The following is a 24,144-nucleotide window of genomic DNA, read 5'->3' as shown; positions in this document are numbered from 1 at the left end:
TTTTTATATACTGCGGAAATCTGATGCGGCAGAGGAATGGAATAAAAAAATTGAAATGATATTATTGAAATTATTGCAATTTGAAAAGCAATGTGATATAATATCTATCGGACATAACAGCGTAATGACAGTGAAATGTCCATCCCCGTTAAAATGTGGCTATGGCTGTTTCAGGTATATATTTCGTTTACTGTAAGTTACAGCCGTATCAGATTTAAGTTCTTTTATTTTCAAAAGGAGGGTCAAGAGGTTATGCACAAGACAATGAAACGGATCGCCGCAGGGCTTGTGGCGATTACCGCTGGTTTATCGGCAGCAGCCGCATCTGCACCTATGAGTGTGTTTGCAGAAGATGAACAGATACTTATCCAGTCTGACTTCGAAGCAGGCATGGGTCTTCCCTGGCACACATTAGAGAATGCACCGGCACGGCAGGACTTCGATATTTCAGACGGCACTTACAATGTAACGATAATGAACAACGATGGTCCCGAGTCAAGATGGGATCTTCAGTTCCGTTGCAGAAATTTAGTGATACATAAAGGTCATACTTACAAGGTACACTGGAAGGTCAATTCTTCCAATGAGGGTGAGCTGTACACCAGGATCGGTAACTACGGCGGAACTGTTGAAGTTTGGCACAACAACTGCGGCAATGATAATTACAATCAGACGTGGGAATGCGTAAAGATCGCTAAAGGCGACAACACCTTCGATGCTGAGTTTACAGCTGAATATGATCTTGAGCTTGCTGAGTGGGCATTCCACTACGGCGGACAGGGTCAGTATCAGCCGGTAGACTGCTTCCCTAACGATACTGTCCTCAAATTCGATGATCTGTCTCTGATCGACACTACTCCCGGGGGCTGTATAACCGAAATCAATAATAACGAGTGGGGCGTTGTAAGACCCGAAAGCAACGTTCGCCTGAATCAGATAGGTTACTATCCTCAGCTGGAAAAGAGGGCTTCTTATGTTACCGATGCTGATAAGCCACTGGATTTTGAGATACGTGACAGATCGGGCAACGTAAAGTACACAGGCAAGACGAAGGTATTCGGCAGAGATCCTGATTCGGGTACAGGTAAGGATACAGCTGTTAAATCGGTCACAGTATACACAAGATACAAGGACTCGGGTGCCAACGTACATATCATTGATTTCTCGGATTTCAGAACTGTGGGCGAGTACACGATATTCGTTAAGGATACAGTCGGCGTAAGCGGCACTCAGGTGATGAATTCTAAAAATGTAAACGATACAAAGCTCAGCGGTGATAAGCTTCTATGGACAAATCCCGTAACTCTGAAAACTTATACGATGAACGAGAGCAGTCCATTCAGGATAGACAGACAGATCTATGATGATCAGCTGCTGAGGGATTCCATGAACTACTTCTATCAGAACCGCTCAGGAGTACCGATAGAGTCTGAGTACATCACATCAGGTGATAAGAGTATGCTGGCTCACGGTAAGATTGGTCATAACCCCGATATGGCTTATGTACAGAGCAAATGGGTAAGATCTTATGACAGCGACTTCTCTGATGGCGAGAAGGATAAGAAGATCGACGTTACAGGCGGATGGTACGCTGCAAGCGACCACGGTAAGCACGTTGTCGAAGGCGGTTTCTCCGTATGGACACTTCAGAACGCTTATGAGTTCTCCAAGAGGAGAGGCAATACACGCAAGTGGACTGATGGCACGATAGCTGTCCCCGAAAATAAGGATAATGCTCCCGATATACTTGATGAAGCAAGGGTAGAGCTGGAGTGGATGTTCAAAATGATAAATGAGGACGGCTTTGTATATCATTCAGTGCAGAACTATGAGTGGGAAGGTTTTCCGCTCACGCCATTGCTCGGATGGACGCACATTACAATGGAGGACATTTATCCTTACCGTATCGTCAGACCTCCTACGTATGCAGCCACATTCAACATGATCGCTTGTGCTGCACAGGCTTCACGTCTGTGGAAGGGCATAGATGATGACTTTGCAAAAGAGTGTCTGCAAAATGCTCAGAACAGCTGGAAGGCTATCATGGCTAAGCAATCCAAATGGGACGTTAAAAGTGGCTATTACTATGATGATCCTTACTTTGCTCCCAGTGTATCCGGCGGAAACAACATTTTCGGTGACACCTATGTAGTTGACGATGCTTACTGGGCAGCTTGTGAGCTTTATGCAACAACAGGGGACTCGGCTTACTATGGCTTCTTAAAACGCTATAAAAATTATAATGATCAGTCAGGTCAGGATAAGGCATTCAGCTTGACTTCCTGCCTGAGCGGCGGCGAGAACAACGGTTCGTTCGGTTCCTTCAATTGGGGCAATACTGCGGGTATGGGCACTCTTTCACTCTACCTGAGCGACAAGACATCTTCTGCTGACAGGAAGACTATTGTCAATTCTATCCAAAATATTGCTGATCGATATATTTTTCAGATGAGTAAAGAAGGCATGGGCATACCTTACAAGAGTGCGACTGTCGGGGGCTATATCGGTATCGGCGATGCAGATGTGTACACAGGTTATGAGTACGGCTCCAACTCCTTCGTTATCAACAACGCTATGGTCCTGGCTTATGCTTATGATACTGATAACGGCAAATATATTTATCGGAACGGTGCTGCTGAAGCACTTGATTACCTCTTCGGACGAAACGGTCTGGGCTTCTCTTATGTATCAGGCTACGGCGATAAGGCAATGGGATCACCACACCACAAATACTGGGCAAACAGTATCGATCCGTCCTTCCCGGCGGCACCCGCAGGTGTTCTTGCAGGCGGTCCCTGCTCAGTTATTTATAATGATAATTACCTTCGTGGTCTCGGCTATAAAAGAGGCACTTTAGCTAATCAGAAGTGCTATGCTGACAGTGCAGAGGCATGGTCTGTAAATGAGGTTTCCGTCAGCTTGAACGCTTCTCTGGTTTGGATGTCATCATTCATGAACGATCGGTTCGGCGGTTCGAATCCTGTCCCTGTTCCTTATCCTATCAACATTAAGGTCGCTTACAGTGAGAAGTACCATCAGGTAAGATTTACCTGGGACAAGGTGGAAAACGCTGACAGATACGGCATAGCAGTTTATCTGGCAGGCAAGTGGAGAGTTCAGAAGCAGGATATCACAGGCACTACCTACACTTCTCCCAAAAATCTGACTCCCGGCGTAACATATAAGGTAGCGATTGCCGCAAGAGTGAACGGAAGATGGGATACAGCAACTGCTATCAAATATGCTGTGACTGTCACCATAAAGTAACAGACTGGCATTGCTTCAATTTGATAAATGCAAAACGGATAGACCGTCTTTATCAGGCGGCTATCCGTTTTTATTGATGCTTTAACGGAAATAAAACGGGGCTTTTATACTATCAGATAAAGCATAGTCTCTTCATGAGCGATGCTTTATTGATAAGAAACTTGCCGTTTTTTTATTGTTTAACAAATAAAGAAAATGTATCTTCATTCAATACGCCCCAGCTGTACCTGTCTCCTATTTCTTTTTTTCTTTAAACATTATGATCAACTCGGTTGAATTGTATTCTCCTTCCAGATGGCAATATATATCTTTATACTTATCAATTATAATATTACCATGTACAATTAATTCCTGATTTTCATCTGATTGATAACCTGCTTCCGAGTGATAGTATTGCTTACCGTTGGCATACTATCAATAACGGGTCATCGAATCAAGTCTGTTGTTTTCTGAATAGTTTTTCACTGAATTTTCATTCAGAAACTTGACAAGCGCAAAGTACTGTGGTATAATATCATTATACTGAAAAATTATTCAGAGAAAATATTTTCAGAAAAGAAGTGGTGCTATGTTTATCGGCAGAGAAAAAGAACTCAGGCAGTTGAATGCCGAGCTTTCCTCATGGAAACGCAGGACAGCGGTGCTGGTCTACGGCAAGCGCAGGGTCGGAAAATCCACGCTTTTGAGCGAAGCTGCAAAGAGCTTTGAAGGTGTCGTCATCAACCATATGTGCGTGACAAGCACCTTTGAGGGCAATATGGAGCTGATCTATCAGAGCGTTTCGGAGGGGCTTGGACTGCCGAATATCCGCTTCGGCTCTTTCTTCGAGATGATGGATTACCTGAAAACTCTGGACAAAAAGATACTTCTCATCATTGACGAGTATCCCTACCTCAAGCAGACCAAAAAGAAAAACGAGGTCGATTCCTATATGCAGGCGGTCATCGACAAACTGCCCGAAAATGTCAAGCTGGTGCTCTGCGGTTCGTATATCACGGTGATGAAGGAATTGCTCGAAGAGGGCAACCCACTGTTTGGACGGTTCTCACTGATACAGCATATCCGTGACTTTGACTACCTTGATGCAGCGAAATTTTATCCCGATCTTTCTGTTCGAGACAAGGTCGCTTTCTATGCCGTGTTCGGTGGAAGTCCTTATGTTCTGGAAAATCTTGATACGGGTCTGAACCTCCGTGAGAACATCGAGCGTCTGCTGCTGCCCGAAACAGGTCTGGTGCGGTCGCACATCGAGAATGTCATGCTGGGAGAGATACGGAAGACTTTCGATGCGAGGATTCTGGAGATCCTAGGCAACGGCAAGAAGCGTTACAGCGAGATACGGGACAAAATAGCGAACAGCGAGACAGGTCTGCTAGACAAGCAGTTGAAAATTTTGCTCGACATGGAGACCATTCAGAAGACCGACCCGATCAACCGCCGGAATGACAAGAAAAAACAGTTTTACGAGATCGTGGATAATCTGATGCGGTTCTATTTCACGTTCATTTTCGGCAAGGCGGGAACGATCGCCCGTATCGGTGAGGAGCAGTTCTTCAATCGAAATATTGACGCTGTACTGGAGCAATTCGTCAGCAGACGGCTTGAAGGCATCGCTTTGCAATACTTTCACAGAGCCGCTATACGGGGCTTATATCCGGATATTGACGACTTCGGCAGCTATTGGTATGATGACCCTGCCACCAAGACCAATGGCGAGTTTTACTGCGTGATACGGCGTGGAGAGCAGTATGATTTCTACGAATGCAAATACTTCGACCGCCCCATGACCCTTGAAGAATGCCGTCAGGAAAAGGAACAGCTTGACAGCATCAAAGGCATCACTGTGTCGGGCGTGGGTTTTGTCTGCACGGGGGGATTTGATTTTGAGGTTGCGGACAAATTTACATTCATTGACGGAAAGGTGCTTTACTTCAACGAATGAAAAAACCGCCGCTCAGGACGAACCTGAACGGCGGTTTATGATTCTTGTCAACCGATTTTGTCGTCCGTCTTGTTATTCACTTAATTTTTCGACTGATTATTGACTAATATTTAGGCAAAAATGCAACTGATAAGGCACAGGTGATAGAAAATTAGACAAATAAGTGTCTTAAAACTAGACGGATATGCGCTCTTAAATAACATAAATAGTCTAAAATTTAGGCTGATTTTAGTTGCTTGGGATGTTCTCTGATCTCCGAATGAAGCGATTATATAAATATATTAAGATTTCACCAAAATTTACATAATTTGACATATATAACCAAATATTGTAAAAAGCATTCGAGTCTTGAATATTATTATTCAATCATTGAATAAAACGCTTTAGTACGCTAAAACTAACTTTAGCACGCTAAAACTAATTGGTTTCATATTTCTAAAACTAATTTCATATTGCTAAAACTAAATTTAGTTTTAGCAAAACGAAGGAAAATTCTGGAAAAATAATTCAAAACTTGAATTTAAAAGTGCCTCAAATGAAGCAAAAATCTTCAAAATCCTAAAACTAATTCGAAAAGTTAGTTTTAGGACTTTTAGTGGAAAACAGAAACGAAAACATACCCAAATGGTACCGAAAACATACCCAAATCGGAGGAAATCCCGGGCTACAAACAGCGTTTGAGTTCATTTCTGCCCTAAAACTACACCAAAACTGGACGTTTAATTTCGTTTCATCTTCCTCTTTTCTCCTTAATTATTCAAATCTTGAATAAAACTAAAAAATGAGGGGGGACCAACTTTTTCTCCAACAGAAAAACCGAACTCATGAAAGAATATTAAAACGAAATTCAACTCATCGGACAAAGAAAATATAAAACACAGATGCATCTAGGCTTCTTTGTATGGTGTCTAAAATTTAGATAGTAATAAAACCTGTCGTTTCATCACAACTTCACTTTATTTTCACCTCATTTCAAAATCAAACACCATCAGATATATTTCTCTAATACTTGAAATACTCTTTCCCAAAACAAAAAGATAATTCAAGGATAACGCAGACGGTGCGGTGGTGGAGAGAATACAAATAGATCAGAAGCCCCCGCAGCCGAAACTGTGGGGGCTTCTTGTTCTGACGGCTTTTTTGCTGTCTGAGTTCAAAATGACGCTGATGTTATAACACAATGCGCTCATCGATCCTTCTTGCAAAGGAATATGTGTACGGTCCAAAATACTTGCCCCAGAAATTAAGCGCAGTAGGGTTAAGAGTTTCGCAGTCCACACCGAGGTGAGTTACGCCCTCAGCTTTAAGCGTTTCAATGATAAAGCCAAGCAAGCCCTGCGCTGTTCCCTTTCCGCGATACTTTTCATCAAAGTATGCACCGCAGATATTTTTCATCGTGTTGTGTCTGGTAATAAAGTTTTCTGCTTCATCCTCCAGGGAGATAAAGCCGATGATCTCACCGTCTGCCTCTGCGGCAAACACTCGCAGATCTCCGTTCTTAAACCATTGCTCATAGCGCTCCATATCAGTCGGGAAGAATACCGGCGCTCTTTCCAGATGCTTTACAAGCCCGTTTCTCAGTTTCCGTATTCTTTCAAATTCATTTGGCGGCAATTCAGCAAAATGAATGTTTCCCGGATCATAAGAAATAGCAAAGCTTGAGATTTTCCTGACAGAATCCGAACAGCGTATTCCGAAGCCATTGAGCACAAAGGATCTTGCAGCTTCCTCATCGTGAGCGTATCTGCTCAGCGCACAACTGAAAACAGCCTGCTTATATCAAATTTTTCAGTATTTTTCAAATTGTGTTTTTTCACAAATTTCAGGCAATGTGCTTTTCGATATATTCAACAACTTCACTCCTGTCAATATCAAGAGCATAAGCAAATTCCTCAAAAAGCATATTTTCAGCAAGGCTAAGATAATTCTCGTCCGTGGAACGGAGCTTCTTTCCGTTTTCGGCAAGTTCCTTGCGGCGCAGATACAGTGTTTTTATTAGTCTTATGATCTCGTGCTTGTCGGCATCTTTGATGATGCGGCTGTATTCTTCTTTACGCTTGATGTCGTTGTCTATCCATATAAGCCCCTCGGAGTTCATGTGAGAGATCAGCTCATCTACCTCTGCTTTTGAGCATATCGAGTGCATCTTGCTGAGAGCTACTTCATTGCCCGTTGGTACATAGAAGATGTTTTTCTCTGAGTTTATATGTTTTAGAATGTAGTATTCCTGTTCTTCTCCCGTAAAATCACGCTTTTCTACCGCCGTGACCTTACATATCCCGAATGCTCCGTACATCACCATATCGCCTACGTTGTACATAAGTATCACCTCGCAAAAAAATAGAACGTGAAGCAAGTAACTGGACTTACGCAGTAACTGCTACACGTTCTCTTTTTATATTTTAGCACTTTTGAAAGGAAAAATCAAAGGCAGTTTTGCACAAAAATCTCTTCAAAAGCAGTCTTGCTTTCACTTTCTCATCACATAATCTAACTTAAATTCCACATTACAAGCCCGACATTCCACCTTCGCTCCTTTATACGCTCAAAGATATCTTGTATAATCAAGTCACAGAGACAGATACCGACTCTACATTACCGAAAGAAAGTGATCTTATGAAAAAGACTTACCTAACATCAATTATACTCGCGGGTGTTATCACCGCTTCCATGACGGGCTGCGGAAATATCATCTCGGCAAATAATACCGCGGCGACAGATGATACAAGCTCGGGCATCTCATACATCATGGCGGATGATACTGCGTCTGCTGCCGAAACGAGACCCGAGAGAGCAAGTATCGAAACAGTCGATACTCCGGCGGCTGTCGATACAGACCTGGAGATATACAGAGGCGAGAACGAAGATATCTCAGCGGAGGAAACCACGACCGTACAGACCGCAGAGCTCCCGGAAAATACGACAGTAGAGGATATCTTCACAGACCGTGACTTTGAACAGACGGCAGACACGAGCGAATCTCAGAGCATCACCGTTTCCGACAACGAGACAATAGATATCACCGAGGAAGGCGTATATGCCATAAGCGGTACTGCGGAGAACTGCACTATAAGGGTAAACGCGGACAAAAACGCAAAGGTGCAGCTTGTGTTTGACGGTGTAAGCATAACCAACGATGATTTTCCCCCAATATACGTTGTTTCAGCAGATAAGGTCTTTGTTACCACCACCGACAGCGAGAATACACTTACAGTCAGCGGAGAGTTCACAGCAGACGGTGAAACAAATACCGACGCTGTTATCTTCTAAAAGGATGACCTTGTTCTCAACGGCACGGGTACGCTGAATGTTACTTCTTATTACGGCAACGGTATCACCTGCAAGGACGATATGAAGATAACGGGCGGAACATACAATGTCGGCTCGACACTCGACGCATTTGAAGCAAACGATTCAATTTCTATAAGCGACGGTTCATTCAATATTACCACTAACAAGGACGGTTTCCACTGCGAGAATGACGAAGCCGAGGGTACTATCACTATCACAGGCGGCACGTTCACTATCAATGGAGCAAGTGACGGAATACAGGTATGTGCGCTCTTACAGATCGACGGCGGAGATTTCAATATCACAGCAGCAGAAGGACTTGAAGCTACATATATCCTTATCAACGACGGCAATATCACCATAAACGCAAGCGATGACGGTATCAACGCTTCGACCAAGACCAATGCTTATGAAACAGCTATCGAGATAAACGGCGGATATCTGAATGTTGCAGTCGGTCAGGGTGATACAGACGCTCTTGACGCAAACGGTTCGATCTATGTGAACGGCGGCACTATAAATGTTACAGCACAGATGTCCTCATTTGATTATGACGGTAAAGCCGAGTTCAACGGCGGCACTATCATCATCAACGGTCAGGAGGTCACGGAGATACCGCAGAGCATGATGGGCGGCGGTATGCGCGGAGGTATGGGCGGAGGACGTCGAGGCTACTGAATACCCGCATAAGGAACGGTGATAAATATGGCAAATAACGATAAGACCTCAGTATATGAATGGGAGTATATGGACTCTTTTGACAGGATATGGTCACAGCAAAAACATCTGCCGGAGATCAAGTATTTTCTCGATACCGAATATTCATGGGCAAAAAACAAGTGCAGACCAAAAGTTGTGATACTCGGAACGGGTATCCCCGAGGAGCTTGCATACGCCTGCGGTGCAGCACCATATTGGCTTATCGGAGGCAGTCTTGCTTCAACCGTCTGGTCGGATGAGCTTGTTCCGAAAGATACCGATCCCGTCAGCCGTTCGATACTCGGATATATCAACAGACAAGGCACTGTGGATTTCTCCGATTCGTTGTTTATCATACCAATGACAAGCGACAGTATGCGTAAGATAGCCTATCAGCTCAAAACAGAAGGACGAACAATCTGCCTTGTGGATATTCCTCCCCAACGCAGTGACAGCAAATCTTCGGAGAAATGGCAACGGCAAATGCTTGATATGACGAAAGCAATATCCGAGCATACAGGCTCACGCATCACAAGAAGCAGCATGATTTCGGCAGCGCAAAGGATATCGAAAGCACGGTATGCACTGAATGCTTTTCTGAATATATCCCGTGACCGTCCTGATATCGTTCCCAATGCCACAAGACTGTTGATACAAGACAGCTATTACCGAACATTCAACATCAACGAATGGACATATCGTTTACAGATGCTGACTGCAAAAACGGCGGAACTTACAAGGCGTTATGCCTATGTCGGGCAAAGCAGACCGAAGGTCATGGTCATGGGTTCACCGATCATTTTTCCGAATTACAAGATTCCGTTTCTGATTGACGATGTGGGACTCAATCTGACAGATACCGTTGACAGCACTTTTCTGAAGCAATACCTGATATACGAAAAAAGCGACCTTCACGGGAGCTATTCCCGTATCATAAAAAATATTGCTTCAGCGTGGTACAGCAGAGATGCATCATCGGCATTTGTCAGAAATGATTCAATGTATCATTACATTAAATGGCGAATCAATAAAAAGGATGTCGAGGGCGTTGTGTATCATGTGCTGAAAGGTCAGATAGAACAGGACTTTGAACTTGAACGCTTTGAAATGCTGTTTGCAGAATATGGCATACCTATGTTTCGATTGGAGACGGATTATCAGTATCAGGACATCGAGCAGCTTCGCATACGCCTTGAAGCATTCTCAGAAATGCTGACACAAAACCGCTATAAAGAGGTGAAACAGGCAAAATGAAGATAAAGAAAAAGATAATCATAGCTGCATTATCCTGTGCTGTTCTCGGAACAATTGCCTACTTCGCGTACGTCTTTCCGTTCTATGAGTTCGAGCAGAATGACTACGATACAAGCCTTGACAAGATACTTTCCCTTGACTATCTGAAAACGCTTGCGCCGTTGTTCATCATCATCGGACTTTCGGCAATAGGTATCGTCACAACATTATGTCTGAGAAAGCAGATGCTGAAAAAGGACAAGACTTACTCACGCTTTGCGGGCAGGGAAAAATCGGGAAACGCTCCGATGCAAAAGCCTGTACCCTTTATGGTAATACGCTGGATAATGATGATAGGCTTCGGATTTATGATGATATGGGGCGGGCTGATATTCGGGCTAAAAATGTCAAGCGTCAGCATACCGATACTCTCCTGTCCGTGGAACACCGAGCAGATGACCGAATCAAGCTGCTACTACCTCTCGCACCTCAATGAGCTGTTTGAGCTGCCAATCAAAAGCATACTTCTCTTTTTCGGAAGCACATTGCTTTTCATCGTACTTCTCGGACGTACGATATGCGGTTTTCTATGCCCAATGGGGCTGATACAGGATATCATGGATAAGATACGCCAAAAGACAAAAAACGAAGGCATATCGGCAAACGAAAAGCTCTATTCAACACTTACCCCGATAAAATGGGCTATGCTGCTGATATTTATCGGGCTGTGTTTTGTAGGAGGAAACTTCTGCAACTTCTGTCCAGCGGTTGCAGTATCACCGATACTCGCAGGCATGAGCACCAGCCTTTATGTAAGCGGATTTCTGATGATATTTGTGCTGATAGGCAGCTTCTTCAAGAGAAGACTGTTCTGCAATATCTGCCCGCTGGGATATATCATCGGGCTGTTCCATAAGATATCGCTGTTCCGAATCAAAAAGGACTGCACTGCCTGCACCGAATGCGGTGCCTGCTACGAAGCCTGTCCTATGGGTATCAAGCAGATATACACCGAGCGCGGCAAGACAAATGTTACCGATGCGAACTGCATCATGTGCGGCGAGTGTGTGAAATGCTGTCCCGAGGATAATGCTCTGTCGCTGACCTGTGCAGGACTGAAACTATACACTTCGTCAAGAAAAGACATAATATCGAGATATACACCAAAGAAAAAGTGAGATGAGATCAATGATCACAATTACAAGAGAGCAGGAGCGCAAGGCTCGTCAGGATAAGCGTTTCATCAATAAGCAAACGCAGACAGCAGCTAAATATCTGCGGCGTATTGATGAACTTTCGGGTGCGCCCGACGGTATGAAGCCGTTTCTTGACACGCTGAATCGGATATATGTAGAAATGCAGGGATTAAACGCTACGCAAAAGACAATCGGTACATACTGCGTCATGGCTCCGCAGGAACTTATTTATGCAGCAGGAGCAGTTCCCGTCAAGCTGTGCAGCGGAAATTATACGGCATTTTTTGTGGGCGAAGATATAGCACCCCGTGATGCTTGTCCCCTTGTAAAAGCTGTTGCAGGCTTCAAGAATACGGGTCTTATGCCTGTGTACGAAGACTGTTCGCTGATGATCGTTCCCGTGACCTGCGACTGCAAAAAGAAAATTGCAGGTATGCTCTCTGAACAATGCGAGGTCATGACGATGCACATACCGACATCTAAGGGCGACGACGAGATAGACGAATTCGTTTCACAGCTTTATGACATGGCGGCAAGGCTTGAAGATATTACGGGCAATCAAGTCACTTACGATTCGCTTGCGGAGGCTTTCCGTATCACGGGCAGGGCGCAGTATGAATTGTCGGAGTTTATACGGCTCAAAAAAGGAAACCCGTATCTGATACGCGGCACTCACGCCATGACGATAATGAATGCAGCGGCGTATATGCACGCGGAGGACTGGGCGGCGGCTCTGCATGAGGTAAACCGTTCGCTGAAAGAACGCGCCGGGAACGGGCAGAGGGTCACGAACAAAAAGCTCCCGCGAATATTGCTTACGGGCTCGCCCATTGTGTTTCCTAATATGAAGATACCGCTGCTTATCGAGGAAATGGGCGGTATTGTTGCAGGTGACGAGACCTGTATGGGCGAACGTGGGCTGTACGATCCACCTGTTATCACAGATGACAGCTTTGACGGCATGATGAGGGCGTTGGCAAACCGTTCTCTGCGGCCGTGTCCATGTCCGACTTTTGCTGATAACTCACAGCGGATATACCGTCTGAAACAGTTGATAAAAGATAATGATATACAAGGCGTGATATATCACGTTCTGCGGGGCTGTCTTGTGTACGATTTTGAATACAAGCGCATTGAAGAAGAACTTGGACAGCTTGGAATACCTGTGATACGTCTTGAAAGCGACTACAACGAGGAAGATGTTGAACAGCTCCGAATACGCATAGAAGCCTTTATCGAGCTTATCAAGCTGAAACAGGAGCCTGAGAAGCATAAGACCGGAAGGAGGTATCTCTGATGAAATACTATATCGGACTTGATGGCGGTTCGACATACTTGAAAGCCGCGCTGATCGGCGGGGGCAAGGTCATCGACACTATGGTTCGGAACACGGGCATCGACAATGACGGTACCGCTCGCAAACTCGCCCGTGAACTGTGCGAAAATAACGGCATATCGCCCGCGGATATCGGCTACATCATGGCAACGGGTTACAGCCGCAAGGTGCTTGAAGTTGCTGACGATGATATCTCAGAGATAACCGCCCACGCTTACGGTGTCAGGCTTACCGCCCCGAGGGATTACCGCCCCGGAATGATAATCGACATCGGCGGGCAGGATTCAAAGATCATATATCTCGACGGCAATTATGCAGTCAAGAATTTCAGCATGAACGACAAGTGCGCGGCTGGTACGGGCAAGTTCATGGAGGTCATCGCCGGGATACTTGAAACTACGATAGACAACGTGGGTCCGCTTTCGCTTGAAGCAAAGAATCCCTGCGACATCAACAGCACCTGCGTGGTGTTCGCCCAGTCGGAGGTGATATCGCTTGTTGCAAGAAAATATGACCGCTGCGATATCCTCGCGGGTATGCACATCTCGATGGCGAGGCGTATCGTCAAGATGATGAAGAAGTCCGAAAAGGACGGCGATATACTCATGACGGGCGGCGGTTCTCTCAACGTCGGGCTGCACAAGGCGTTTGAGGAGGAGCTTATGCGTGATGTGTATGTCGCTTCTTATCCACAGTTCAACGGCGCGATAGGCGCGGCACTTATCGCAAGCGAAAGAGGGTGAACACATGGGCATTTCCTTACTGTTTGAGAGCATGACGGCGGCTGCATCGGTCGGAATGGGCTGCGGTACCTGCTGCGGCTCGGGAATAAGCGCCGCACTTTACGGCTATCTGACAACGCATACAAAAGACGTAAAGCAGTCAGTTTCGGCGTTTCTTGAATTCTTCTTCGGGAAGCTCCTTGCGGTGATACTGCTCTGCTGTACGGCGTCACTTGTTGGCTCAAATATTATTGACGATTCGGGGCGAGTATTAGGCGTGAGAGCAGCGGTCATTGTAGATGCTGTTATGCTTGCTATGGGGATATGGCTACTTATCGGCTGGATAAGGGAACGGCATGGGTCTCATAGCTGCAAAAGCTGTAAGTCCTGCAAAACAGAACCTATTGCAGAAGAAAAGACACATCACGGGGCATTGATAGGCATGGGCTTCGGCTACGGCATATCTCCTTGCGCACCGCTGATACTGATAACAGGCTATGCGGCAACGCTGCCCGTTGGCTTTGCGGCTGTACTCGGTGCGGTGTTCGCGCTGGCAAGCACATTATCGCCCGCGTTGTTCATCATGCTTTTGTCGGGTGTGCTTGCGAAAAGAATGAGGAAAGAGATACCGCAGTATCTCACATGGTTCCGGCTCGGCTGCTGTCTCCTGCTGATCGCATTGTTTGCAGCCGGACTTGTTAAGGAGGTCATCGCTTTATGAGAAAGAAAACATTAGCGGCGTTTGCTGCCGTATATGCTGTGATATGCCTGTCATACGGAGCGGTAAACGGTATTGATCTGCCCGAATCGACCGTTTCGGCAGAGAAGTTATACGCAGATGAAAGTTATTCCGAAACACAGGTCACGACCACTGTTCCCGAAACAGTCACAACTCAGCCGACAGAAGAAACCACATCTTCTGAACACAGAAAAAAACACGTCAAAAGAAATTCTTTCACAGAACCCACAATAGAAGAACAGCCTCAGATACAAACAGAAGCACCCGAAGAAACGCCCCAAGAAATTATAACAGAGCTTCCGGAAACTCAGGAGACAGAACAGCAGATAGAGGAATCCGCTGAAACTCCAGCCGTGCCGACATTGGAAGAATATCTCGGTAATCTAAGATGCGGTGGCTGCGGTCATGGCTGTACTTTGCTGAATCCGAGGTGTATGCGAGGCGCAAGAAAACAAAGCTCTGCGCAAAGTGAGTATCAGGAGCTTTACGGCTGACATATTGAAAAAATGCGCCTTAACAGCTTTACAAAGAGGCATTTTTCGTGTATAATTATTTCAATACCGTTGCAGGAGGTGCGCCATGTCAAGAATACTGATCGTAGATGATGAACCCGATATTATTACCCTGATAAGCCGCTATGCCAAGCGTGAGGGCTATGAAGTAGTTACTGCTGAGGACGGCAGACAGGCAATAGATATCTGCCAAATAGAGGATTTCGATCTTATTGTTATGGACATCATGATGCCCGACACCGACGGATTTACTGCCTGCAAAAAGATAAAGGAGTTCAAGGATATCCCCGTCATCATGCTTTCCGCGCGTGGAACGGAGTTTGACAAGCTGTTCGGCTTTGAGGTCGGCGTGGACGATTACGTTACAAAGCCTTTTTCGCCTTTGGAGCTTATGGCTCGAATCAAAGCAGTCATGAATCGTCATAAGACTACTCTCCTGAAAACGAGAGCGGTATCGTAAATATCGGCGGCATGGAGATAGACACCTTCGGGCTGACCGTGACCGTTGACGGCGTAAAAAACGAACTTACCGCAAAGGAGTACGCTCTGCTCATGCTTTTTGTGAACAACCGAGGAATTGTGCTTCCTCGGGATAAGATACTAAACGAAGTATGGGGCTATGACAGCTTCGGCGTTGACCGCACCGTTGACTGACAGATAAAGCTGATCCGAAGCAAGCTGGGCTCCTGCCGTGAATGCATAAAGACAGTCCGAGGGGTGGGATATAAGTTTGAACCGTAAAGCAAAAACATTTCGCAAAAAACTGCTTGGATATTTTATGCTGTTCACCGCCGTTATCTTTACCGTTCTGTGGCTTTTACAGACGGTGTTTTTGCAGAGCTTTTACAACGGAATGGTAATCAGGAACACTATATCCGCAGCTGGGAAGATAACCTCATTCGACAGCAGTATGACCGAACAGCTTGATGAAATATCAAGGGACAATTCGCTGCTGGTATATGTTACCGATAATGACGGAAATATGCTTTATTCCGCCGATGAATACAAAAAAGGACATCATAGTAGCGATGAAAATAATGAAAATGGTGGCTTGGGTCAGATAAAGGGCAATAAGGGACATAAGGAAGGACGCTTTCATTACAGGGAGCTGCCTGATAATTATATCGAGTTTCTTGAAAGTCTTTCTTCTTCTGACAGTGGAGAAGCAGAGGTAAAGACCGATCAGATGTATTTTTATGGCAAGTATATTGACTATGGTGACGATAAAGCGATACTTTATCTCGACACTAACCTAAATGCGGTCGGCTCGACCGCCCATATCATTCAATTATAGCTTCTGATAGTAACATTTCTCTCAATTGCTGTTGGCTTTGTGCTTGCGCTTTTCATTTCAAGGAACTTTTCCCGACCGATATCGCAGCTCAATAAAAAAGCACATGAACTTGGAAATGATCAAAGCAGTGCAGATTATCATAATGGCTTCTGCTCTGAACTTGACGAGCTGAATGAAACTCTTGATAAAACTGATGATAAACTGAAACAAAATAAAGAATTTCAGAACGAACTGCTTGCAAATGTATCCCACGACCTACGAACTCCTTTGACCATGATAAAAGGTTATGCCGAGATGATACGGGATATATCTCACGAGGACGAGCAGCAGTGCGCCGAGGACGTAGCGGTCATCGTCAGAGAAGCGGACAGACTCACCGCACTTGTGGGTGAGATACTTGAATACTCCGAATTGCAGATGAAGGACACCGAAGATATCATGTCTGACTGCGACCTCAGCAAGATAGTTGGAACGGTCACGGACAGCTTTGAGAGCCTTTTCTCAAAGGACGGATATATCTTTGAGTGCAGTATTGCCGAAAATATCCATGTTTGTGGCAACGCATCGAGACTTACGAGAGCGGTCTACAACCTCATCGATAACGCATTACGTCATATTGGCGCTGACAAGTGGATAGGCGTTACTTTGAAAGTCGAAAACGGCAAGGAAGTCATTGAGATAGCCGACCACGGCGATGGTATCGCTCCTGATGAGCTTGAACGAATCTGGGATAAATACTACACCAACCGTCAGCGTGACGGCAAGGGCGTTTCGGGACTTGGACTTGCCATCGTGAAGCAGACGATAGGTCAGCACGGCGGCATGTGCAGTGCCGTATCAGAAGTCGGAAAAGGCTGTACGTTCCGCCTTGAATTGAATAAATTGTAGAATAACAAGAAACAACGGCATTCTCAGCTTTGAGAGTGCCGCTGTTGTTTATGATGATGTTCCTAAATCGAATTTGATTCTGCTTATGTTTGGGGTTACTTAGTGGCTGTTTGACATTGGAGTATATTATACTTTATTAGATTTCGGTGGGGTAGGTGCGGGTTTGATGCTTACATATAAACAGTTTTATTTGCTTACCTTCGTTATACCTACTGTAACAAATCTGCCTGATTACCATTTAAATTATAGGTAAGAAAAAGAGGACTATTATTATGAGGCAATCTCAAAGTTTTTCAAAATCTGCTCTTCGATAAAGCTTGTCTAACCACCGTCACCTCGGTTTATGAAAACCTGACCAAAATCGTCAATATAGATTTTCTTAGCCTTTGAGCTTATCGGTATATCTTCGCTTATTTTATTGACTAGCTTTATTGTCATGCCTATCCTACTCGATGTAGACTGCCATTTCACATCACTCCCGATACGGTAATTCTTAGGGTAATTATACCATACTGCGGATAAAAGGTCGATCGTCAGGAAAGAAAAAAGAGCCGTTGCCAATTGAAACTGCACTGTTTGGACTTTGCCATCGGTATAAAATGAAGTATTATTTATGCGATATGCGCATCACTTGAATATAATTTTAGGCAATCCTCCAAAGTTGTAATATATCTATTGACAACTTTGCAATTGCATGATATACTAATGTCGGAAAGTTGAAACACAAATATTTACAACTTTACAAAACACCATAATCATGATATAATCAGGAGGTACTTATTATGAAAATTGCAGTAGTTTGTGCAAACGGCAAGGCAGGTCAGCTTATCGTAAAAGAGGCTGTAAACAGAGGGTTTGACGTTACCGCAGTTGTCAAGGGCGAAAACAAGTCCGCTGCTCAGAACGTTATCGTGAAAGACCTGTTCGACCTGACTGCAACAGACCTCACGGACTTTGATGCTGTTGTAGACGCTTTCGGCGCATGGACACCCGAGACACTTCCTCAGCACTCCACTTCACTTGCTCACCTGTGCGATATTCTTTCGGGAACTGACACAAGACTTCTCGTTGTCGGCGGTGCAGGAAGTTTGTATGTAAACAAAGAGCATACCGCCTGTGTTTCTGACGGTGCTGATTTTCCCGAAGTGTTCAAGCCGCTGGCTTCTGCTATGGCAAAGGCGCTGGGTGAACTCCGTCAGAGAAATGACGTAAAGTGGACATACCTGAGCCCCGCAGGAGATTTTCAGGCTGACGGCGAGCGCAGCGGCAAGTACATTCTCGCAGGCGAGGAGCTGACGCTCAACTCTAAGAGCGAGAGCATTATCAGCTATGCAGATTACGCTATTGCTATGGTGGACGAGATCGAAAAAGGCGGTCACATAGGGCAGCGTATCAGCGTGGTAAGAGAGTAAGAAAGAGATGAATATCTATGCAGATAACAAGTAAATTCACAGCAGCGGTGCATATCCTCACCTGCATTGACATTTTTGGCGGTCAGATGAGAGTGACCAGCGATTTTCTGTCGGGCAGTACGGGGGTAAATGCGGTGATCGTCCGTAATGTTCTCGGACAGCTTCGCACGGCAGGTATAGTCGAAACACGTCAGGGCAGCGGCGGCGCACACCTTGCAAAAGCACTTGACGAAATAACGCTGTACGATATTTACAAGGCGGTTGACTGCGTAGACGATGAGGGTCTGTTCCACTTCCACGAAAATCCCAATGCGGATTGTCCTGTGGGACGGAATATCCACAAGGCTATGGACGGAAGGCTTGAAGCGGCGCAGGCGGCTTTTGAAAACGAGCTGAAAAGCACGACTCTTGCACAAGTTGTCTCTGACACACGAAAGTTAATTGACGAGGAATAAAATGAGAGTGTGCTGAAAACATCGGCACACTCTTTCCATAGGAGGACAATATGACAGCGAATGATTATCTGAGATTTATCGTGGACGTGATACACTCTACCGTTATTGCAACGGTGGATAGCGAAGGTCTGCCTGTGACCTGTGTTATCGACATGATGTATGCAGACGAGAACGGACTGTACTTTCTCACCGCAAAGGGAAAGAACTTCTATCAACGGTTAAAGGACAAGGGCTATCTTGCACTTTCGGGAAAAAAAGGCGAGGATACCATGAGCTGTACGGCGATCTCTGTCCGTGGCAAGGTCAGGGAGCTGGGTTCTGATATGCTCCCTCTGCTGTTTGAGAACAATCCCTATATGTGTGAGATATATCCCACCGAGGAAAGCCGCAAGGCGCTCACAGTGTTTCAGATCTATGAGGGCAGCGGAGAGTGGTTCGACCTGTCGAAGAAGCCTATCGAGCGTGACAGCTTCACATTCGGCGGTGCAGAGATCACGGAAAGCGGATATTTCGTGACCGATGATTGCATCAGGTGCGGTTCATGTCTGAGCGACTGTCCGCAGAGCTGTATCGAACTGAAAGAAAAAGCTGTTATCCGTCAGGAAAACTGTCTGCATTGCGGAAACTGTGCAGAGGTCTGTCCTGTGGGGGCAGTCATAAGGAGATGATCATATGGTGAAACTTGATCTTCTGATAAACTATCTGCTGTCAGAAAGAAACGATGTTGACGAAATTGAGATACCAAATAATGATACAGATAAATTCCGCCTTTACAGAAGCCTTGTGAATATCCGCCCTGCTGTCAAGGCAGACGAGGATTATCTGCAAGCCGAGGACGAATACCTCACCGCTCTGATCGAGAGCAAGGGAATCACCGATATCTCAGATCTTTCGCCAATAGAGGACGGCATATATCTTTGGAAAGGCGACATCACGACGCTCCGATGCGGTGCTATCGTCAATGCCGCCAATTCGGGAATGACGGGGTGCTGGCAGCCGTGTCACTCTTGTATCGACAACTGTATCCACACCTTTGCAGGGGTACGGCTTCGTTACAAATGCGGTCAGATCATGCAGGCACAAGGTCATGAAGAACCCACGGGTAAGGCGAAAATAACGCCTGCCTATAACTTGCCCTGTGACTATGTGATACACACCGTCGGACCGATCGTAGACAGTATTCTTACAGATGAACATTGCCGTCTGCTTGAAAGCTCCTACAAAAGCTGTCTTGAGATAGCCGTACAGAACGGTATCGGGAGTATCACTTTCTGCTGTATCTCAACGGGTGTGTTCGGATTTCCGCAGGATAAGGCGGCAGAGATAGCAGTCCGCACTGTCAGGGAGTTTCGCAAGAGCCACGATATACAGGTGATCTTCAATGTATTCAAGGAGGACGATCATGAAATTTACAAGAGATTACTCGGCGGGAATTGACCATCTGAAAAAAGAAATACAGACCGCTGATGCGATCGTCATCGGTGCAGGGGCAGGTCTTTCCACCGCCGCAGGCTTTACCTATTCGGGAGAGCGTTTGCAGAAATACTTCGGGGATTTCGTGGAGAAATACGGCTTTCGGGATATGTATTCGGGATGTTTTTATCCGTTCCCGACTTTGGAAGAACAGTGGGCGTACTGGTCACGCTACATCTACATTAACCGCTACATGGACGTGGATAACGGCACATACAAGCGTTTGTTTGAGCTTGTGAAGGATAAGGACTATTTTGTTCTTACCACCAATGTTGACCACCAATTTCAAAAGGCAGGATTTGACAAGCACCGCCTGTTCTACACGCAGGGCGATGTTTGAGCAGCAGAAGGATATGCGTGTTCCGTCAGAGCTTGTTCCGCACTGTCCTGTCTGCGGAAAGCCTATGAGCATGAACCTCAGAGCAGATGACACTTTTGTCGAAGACGAGGGCTGGCACAGAGCAGCGGAGCGTTATGATGAGTTCCTGCGCCGCCATGAGGGACAGCATATCCTGTTCTTAGAGCTTGGTGTGGGCATGAACACGCCTGTCATAATCAAGTATCCGTTCTGGAAGATGACCTATGCAAACCCGAAGGCGGTCTATGCCTGCCTGAATTTCGGGGAGGCGTATGCACCTGATGAGATCAGAGGTCAGAGCATTTGTATCAATGGGGATATTCATAGTATTTTAGACAGGATATAAAATCAAGGCTATTGCACCGTCAATGTGCAATAGCCTTTCTGTTTCAATGCCGCTTTGAATCCAGTGGTCTGGAGTCAAAGTTGATTCCTCGACTTCTGCGTTAGGATTTTCAAGAAGTTCAAGCTTCCTGAGTATGTCATTTCTCTTGCCCTGAGAGAACATTTCGTTATGACGGAGAGCAACAGCGGCAGCCTGTTCCGATATTCTGAGGTTTTCAAAGCTGACTTCCTACACCGAGGAACAGCTACGAAAGAGCTTTGTTTCTGCAATAGCATAATAAAAAATGCAGTCGGCAATGTCGGCTGCATTTTTGTTATATGATCTCAAAATGGTTCTTCCTGCACCTAATAAGTCCGTCCTTCTGCATTTTACTCAGCTCGTTGGACAGCACCGACCGTTCCACATTGAGATAGTCTGCTAGTTGCTGACGGTCAAAGGGTATATCAAACTCACGGCTGTTCTTCTGAACGGAAACAGTGTTCAGATACGCCATAATACGTCCGCGCACCTGTCTCGGAGCAGTATGAAAGCTTCTGCTTGACAGGTGGAGATTTTTTCTTGTGGTGATCGTCAACAGATTTGCAAGCAGTCTCACCCTCATGCTTTCATCAAGCTTGCCGACAGACTTCATATCAAGATAAACAATGGTGCAGTCCGCGTTGGCACAGACATCGACAAGCATAGGCTCATCAGGCAGCAGAGCATAGCTCTCAGCGAAGAATTGTCCCTTGCTGACAAGGTTTAGTATCGTGCGGTTGCCCCACATATCATTGCTCTCGATAGTCACACTGCCTGTGATTACAAAGCATAACGTGCTGATGACATCTCCCGAATTAAATATCATTGCGCCTTTCCTGAACCGCTTTTCCCTCGCATTCAACGAGCCCAGCAGATTATTTACCTCGGTTTCATCAAAGCCATTGAACAGTGCCGAACCACTTAAAACAGAAATATCCATAAAACCTCCGAAATGTTGTAATTACAACATACTTTCATTTTTGATTATACTATAATGGATACAGAAAGTCAAGGAGGTATGGCTATGATACGGAAAATAATTGAGATAGACGAAGAAAAATGCAACGGCTGCGGTCTGTGTGCAAAGGCTTGTCATGAGGGTGCGATCGCTATCGTGAACGGCAAGGCAAAGCTCATGCGTGACGATTTCTGCGATGGCTTCGGTGACTGCCTCCCTGCCTGTCCTATGGACGCTATCCACTTCACCGAGCGTGAAGCGGCGGCTTATGACGAGAAGGCAGTGCAGGCAAACAAGCAGAAGAAGTCCGCTTGCAGCGGTTTCACCTGTCCGGGTTCTGCTTTGCAGAGCTTTACGCCAAAAGAAGGTGACAGCGATGTTCGTGTTCCGAGCTGTCTGCGACAGTTCCCGATACAGATAAAGCTCCTGCCTACAAATGCACCTTATTTCAACGGTGCAGATCTTCTTATCGCTTCTGATTGCACGGCTTACGCCTACGGAAACTTCCACCATGATTTTATCCGTGGGAAGATAACGCTCATCGGCTGTCCGAAACTCGATGCTGTTGACTATGCTGAAAAGCTGACGGAGATATTCCGAAATAACGATATAAAGAGCATCACTCTCACAAGAATGACCGTACCATGCTGTGGAGGTATGGAGTATGCGATAAAACGTGCGATAGAAGCAAGCGGTAAGGATATTCCGCTTGAAGTTGCAGTCATTTCGCCGGACGGCAGTATCGTTGAGATAAGAAAATAACGGAGGTATTTATCATGGAACAGAAAATGTTTTGCTATCAGTGTCAGGAAACAGCAGGCTGTAAGGGTTGTACCGCTTGCGGTGTCTGCTGTAAACAACCCGAAGTCGCAGTAATGCAGGACTTGCTTGTGTACGTTACAAAGGGATTGTCAAGGAGAAAGCGTTATAAATCAAACTAACATTTCTTCAAAGGGCTAAATTTTTTCTCGATACTAAAACTGAATGTATTTACAGAAGCTATTTCTGTCCTATCGGTGGAACAAAAGGAAGCTGGCCTCGTGAGCCGTTGAATTATATTGCTTTCAGATATGATGGCAAGCTACAATCTATTCACCACATAGAGGACTACAAAATAGTAGATGAATTGCACTCATACATTCCTGAAATACCATACACAATAATGAATGAAAAGCATTATCTATATGAATTAGGGCCTGAAATAATTCCTGCTAGAGAAGTTAGAACTGGAAGCCGAATAGTGAGAAATAACCGAGTATGGGTACAGATAGACACTCTGCTTACTTCTAATACTATCTCCGAAGCTTGGGAGATAAGCCAAACAAGAAAAGAGTAATTTGGAGTCAATAACAGCAAGAGTCGATGAACCAGAGTACTCCTTTGAAGAGTGGGACGGCTTGATGTGTGATTGTACTTGATATGAAAGGCGTATCTTGCCGTTTGGAGCAGTCAAGCAATAATTGAAGTAAATACAATCAATCATGGTACCCTCATAACCAGCGAGTGGTACAGTACACTTTGGGATTGACAAACACAGTTGGAGGTTACAAGAATACCATGGGGCAGGTGTGTGGTAGTTAAGAGTAAAATTATTAAGTGGTAACAGCAAGGGGCGGTTCCGCAAAACGGAGCCGCCCTGGAGTCAATCCCAAATTCTGTGTAAACGAAAAATAGTGCAATAAAAGAGTGTATGATGAGACCGATTGTGAAAGCAGTCGGTCTTATCTGCATATTAGCACATGATTATTTGATTGTCAAGATAAAAATGTTATTCAGGTATCCTGTCACCGTAGTAAATAACCAGCTGAGCATAGATTCGGCTCCAGTCCTGACGACGGCCGGTCCATTTTTTCGTGATGTCCTTCATAGCCAGATACAGCATCTTGAAAAGGCTGTCATCTGTAGGAAATACAGATTTTGTTTTGGTCACTTTCCTAAGCTGACGGTTGAATCCTTCGATTGCATTGGTGGTATAGATCAGCTTCCTAAGCTCCTGAGGAAACTT

At 45.4% G+C, this 24,144-nt stretch carries 20 protein-coding genes and 4 pseudogenes; 19 read left to right on the top strand and 5 right to left on the bottom strand.

The window, feature by feature from the left end; genetic code table 11:
- The first annotated feature begins 252 nt into the window (after positions 1 to 252).
- Positions 253 to 3,267: a glycoside hydrolase family 9 protein gene (locus BMY75_RS16615; protein ID WP_074836187.1), complete on the top strand. Its 3,015-nt coding sequence runs from the start codon at positions 253 to 255 to the stop codon at positions 3,265 to 3,267.
- 568 nt (positions 3,268 to 3,835) lie between these two features.
- Positions 3,836 to 5,209, top strand: coding sequence for an AAA family ATPase (locus tag BMY75_RS16610; protein ID WP_074836183.1), 1,374 nt, complete (start codon positions 3,836 to 3,838; stop codon positions 5,207 to 5,209).
- Between the two features lie 1,170 nt (positions 5,210 to 6,379).
- On the opposite strand, the gene BMY75_RS16605 is transcribed toward BMY75_RS16610, so the two are convergent.
- Both BMY75_RS16605 and BMY75_RS16600 read right to left on the bottom strand, forming a co-directional pair.
- Entirely contained in the window at positions 6,380 to 6,919 is a 540-nt protein-coding gene (locus BMY75_RS16605) for a GNAT family N-acetyltransferase (RefSeq protein WP_074836179.1), read from the bottom strand.
- 112 nt (positions 6,920 to 7,031) lie between these two features.
- Positions 7,032 to 7,529 carry a CarD family transcriptional regulator gene (locus BMY75_RS16600; RefSeq protein WP_074836176.1) on the bottom strand — a complete coding sequence of 166 codons (498 nt, stop codon included), beginning with the start codon at positions 7,527 to 7,529 and terminating at the stop codon, positions 7,032 to 7,034.
- A 296-nt stretch (positions 7,530 to 7,825) separates the two neighbouring features.
- Between BMY75_RS16600 and BMY75_RS18755 the strand changes: the two are divergent.
- The 10 genes and pseudogenes from BMY75_RS18755 (at position 7,826) to BMY75_RS18560 (ending at position 17,119) form a co-directional block, all read left to right on the top strand.
- Positions 7,826 to 9,178, top strand: a pseudogene (locus tag BMY75_RS18755) (carbohydrate-binding domain-containing protein).
- A gap of 27 nt (positions 9,179 to 9,205) precedes the next feature.
- Positions 9,206 to 10,453, top strand: coding sequence for a 2-hydroxyacyl-CoA dehydratase subunit D (locus tag BMY75_RS16590; RefSeq protein ID WP_139199888.1), 1,248 nt, complete (start codon positions 9,206 to 9,208; stop codon positions 10,451 to 10,453).
- Positions 10,450 to 11,610: a 4Fe-4S binding protein gene (locus tag BMY75_RS16585; RefSeq protein ID WP_074836170.1), complete on the top strand. Its 1,161-nt coding sequence runs from the start codon at positions 10,450 to 10,452 to the stop codon at positions 11,608 to 11,610. Before BMY75_RS16590 ends, BMY75_RS16585 begins: the two co-directional genes overlap by 4 nt.
- A gap of 1 nt (position 11,611) precedes the next feature.
- Positions 11,612 to 12,925 carry a 2-hydroxyacyl-CoA dehydratase family protein gene (locus tag BMY75_RS16580; RefSeq protein ID WP_074836167.1) on the top strand — a complete coding sequence of 438 codons (1,314 nt, stop codon included), beginning with the start codon at positions 11,612 to 11,614 and terminating at the stop codon, positions 12,923 to 12,925.
- Positions 12,925 to 13,707, top strand: a complete 783-nt coding sequence (locus BMY75_RS16575; protein WP_074836164.1) for an acyl-CoA dehydratase activase — start codon at positions 12,925 to 12,927, stop codon at positions 13,705 to 13,707. Before BMY75_RS16580 ends, BMY75_RS16575 begins: the two co-directional genes overlap by 1 nt.
- A 4-nt stretch (positions 13,708 to 13,711) precedes the next feature.
- The gene (locus BMY75_RS16570; protein ID WP_074836162.1) at positions 13,712 to 14,407 is read left to right on the top strand and encodes an urease accessory protein UreH domain-containing protein; all 696 of its coding nucleotides are present in this window, start codon (positions 13,712 to 13,714) and stop codon (positions 14,405 to 14,407) included.
- Positions 14,404 to 14,919, top strand: a complete 516-nt coding sequence (locus tag BMY75_RS16565) for a hypothetical protein (RefSeq protein ID WP_074836160.1) — start codon at positions 14,404 to 14,406, stop codon at positions 14,917 to 14,919. The genes BMY75_RS16570 and BMY75_RS16565 overlap by 4 nt, the downstream gene beginning before the upstream one ends.
- 85 nt (positions 14,920 to 15,004) lie before the next feature.
- Positions 15,005 to 15,678 (top strand): annotated as a pseudogene (locus BMY75_RS16560) (response regulator transcription factor).
- A gap of 37 nt (positions 15,679 to 15,715) precedes the next feature.
- Positions 15,716 to 16,231: a hypothetical protein gene (locus BMY75_RS18565; RefSeq protein ID WP_242940270.1), complete on the top strand. Its 516-nt coding sequence runs from the start codon at positions 15,716 to 15,718 to the stop codon at positions 16,229 to 16,231.
- A 39-nt stretch (positions 16,232 to 16,270) separates the two neighbouring features.
- Positions 16,271 to 17,119 carry a sensor histidine kinase gene (locus BMY75_RS18560; protein ID WP_242940269.1) on the top strand — a complete coding sequence of 283 codons (849 nt, stop codon included), beginning with the start codon at positions 16,271 to 16,273 and terminating at the stop codon, positions 17,117 to 17,119.
- Between the two features lie 321 nt (positions 17,120 to 17,440).
- Here BMY75_RS18560 and BMY75_RS17795 read toward each other — a convergent pair whose 3' ends face one another.
- Positions 17,441 to 17,680 (bottom strand): hypothetical protein, encoded by a 240-nt coding sequence (locus BMY75_RS17795; RefSeq protein WP_139199884.1) that lies wholly within the window; start codon positions 17,678 to 17,680, stop codon positions 17,441 to 17,443.
- 221 nt (positions 17,681 to 17,901) lie between these two features.
- Between BMY75_RS17795 and BMY75_RS16550 the strand changes: the two genes are divergently transcribed.
- The 5 genes and pseudogenes from BMY75_RS16550 (at position 17,902) to BMY75_RS16530 (ending at position 21,163) form a co-directional block, all read left to right on the top strand.
- Positions 17,902 to 18,531 (top strand): NAD(P)-dependent oxidoreductase, encoded by a 630-nt coding sequence (locus BMY75_RS16550; protein WP_074836158.1) that lies wholly within the window; start codon positions 17,902 to 17,904, stop codon positions 18,529 to 18,531.
- Positions 18,532 to 18,548: 17 nt separating this feature from the next.
- The gene (locus tag BMY75_RS16545) at positions 18,549 to 18,986 is read left to right on the top strand and encodes an Rrf2 family transcriptional regulator (protein WP_074836155.1); all 438 of its coding nucleotides are present in this window, start codon (positions 18,549 to 18,551) and stop codon (positions 18,984 to 18,986) included.
- 50 nt (positions 18,987 to 19,036) lie between these two features.
- Positions 19,037 to 19,654, top strand: a complete 618-nt coding sequence (locus tag BMY75_RS16540) for a 4Fe-4S binding protein (RefSeq protein ID WP_074836152.1) — start codon at positions 19,037 to 19,039, stop codon at positions 19,652 to 19,654.
- Positions 19,655 to 19,658: 4 nt separating this feature from the next.
- Positions 19,659 to 20,423, top strand: coding sequence for a protein-ADP-ribose hydrolase (locus BMY75_RS16535; protein WP_074836150.1), 765 nt, complete (start codon positions 19,659 to 19,661; stop codon positions 20,421 to 20,423).
- Positions 20,389 to 21,163: pseudogene (locus BMY75_RS16530) on the top strand (SIR2 family NAD-dependent protein deacylase). The gene BMY75_RS16535 and the pseudogene BMY75_RS16530 overlap by 35 nt, the downstream one beginning before the upstream one ends.
- 313 nt (positions 21,164 to 21,476) lie before the next feature.
- On the opposite strand, the gene BMY75_RS16525 reads toward BMY75_RS16530, so the two are convergent.
- The gene (locus BMY75_RS16525) at positions 21,477 to 22,121 is read right to left on the bottom strand and encodes a Crp/Fnr family transcriptional regulator (RefSeq protein ID WP_074836147.1); all 645 of its coding nucleotides are present in this window, start codon (positions 22,119 to 22,121) and stop codon (positions 21,477 to 21,479) included.
- A gap of 84 nt (positions 22,122 to 22,205) precedes the next feature.
- Between BMY75_RS16525 and BMY75_RS16520 the strand changes: the two genes are divergently transcribed.
- Both BMY75_RS16520 and BMY75_RS17790 read left to right on the top strand, forming a co-directional pair.
- A complete protein-coding gene (locus BMY75_RS16520) occupies positions 22,206 to 22,901 on the top strand; it encodes an ATP-binding protein (RefSeq protein WP_074836144.1) in 696 nt (231 codons plus the stop codon).
- Between the two features lie 14 nt (positions 22,902 to 22,915).
- Positions 22,916 to 23,053, top strand: a pseudogene (locus BMY75_RS17790) (hypothetical protein); the annotation flags it as partial.
- A gap of 854 nt (positions 23,054 to 23,907) precedes the next feature.
- Here the strand turns inward: BMY75_RS17790 and BMY75_RS16500 are convergent.
- The coding region (locus BMY75_RS16500; protein ID WP_139199882.1) for a transposase at positions 23,908 to 24,144 on the bottom strand (237 nt) is incomplete at its 5' end.

The sequence above is a fragment of the Hominimerdicola alba genome (genome assembly GCF_900109655.1).
Classification (GTDB): domain Bacteria; phylum Bacillota; class Clostridia; order Oscillospirales; family Ruminococcaceae; genus Hominimerdicola; species Hominimerdicola alba_B.
This window is presented reverse-complemented; position numbering and strand designations above follow the sequence as displayed.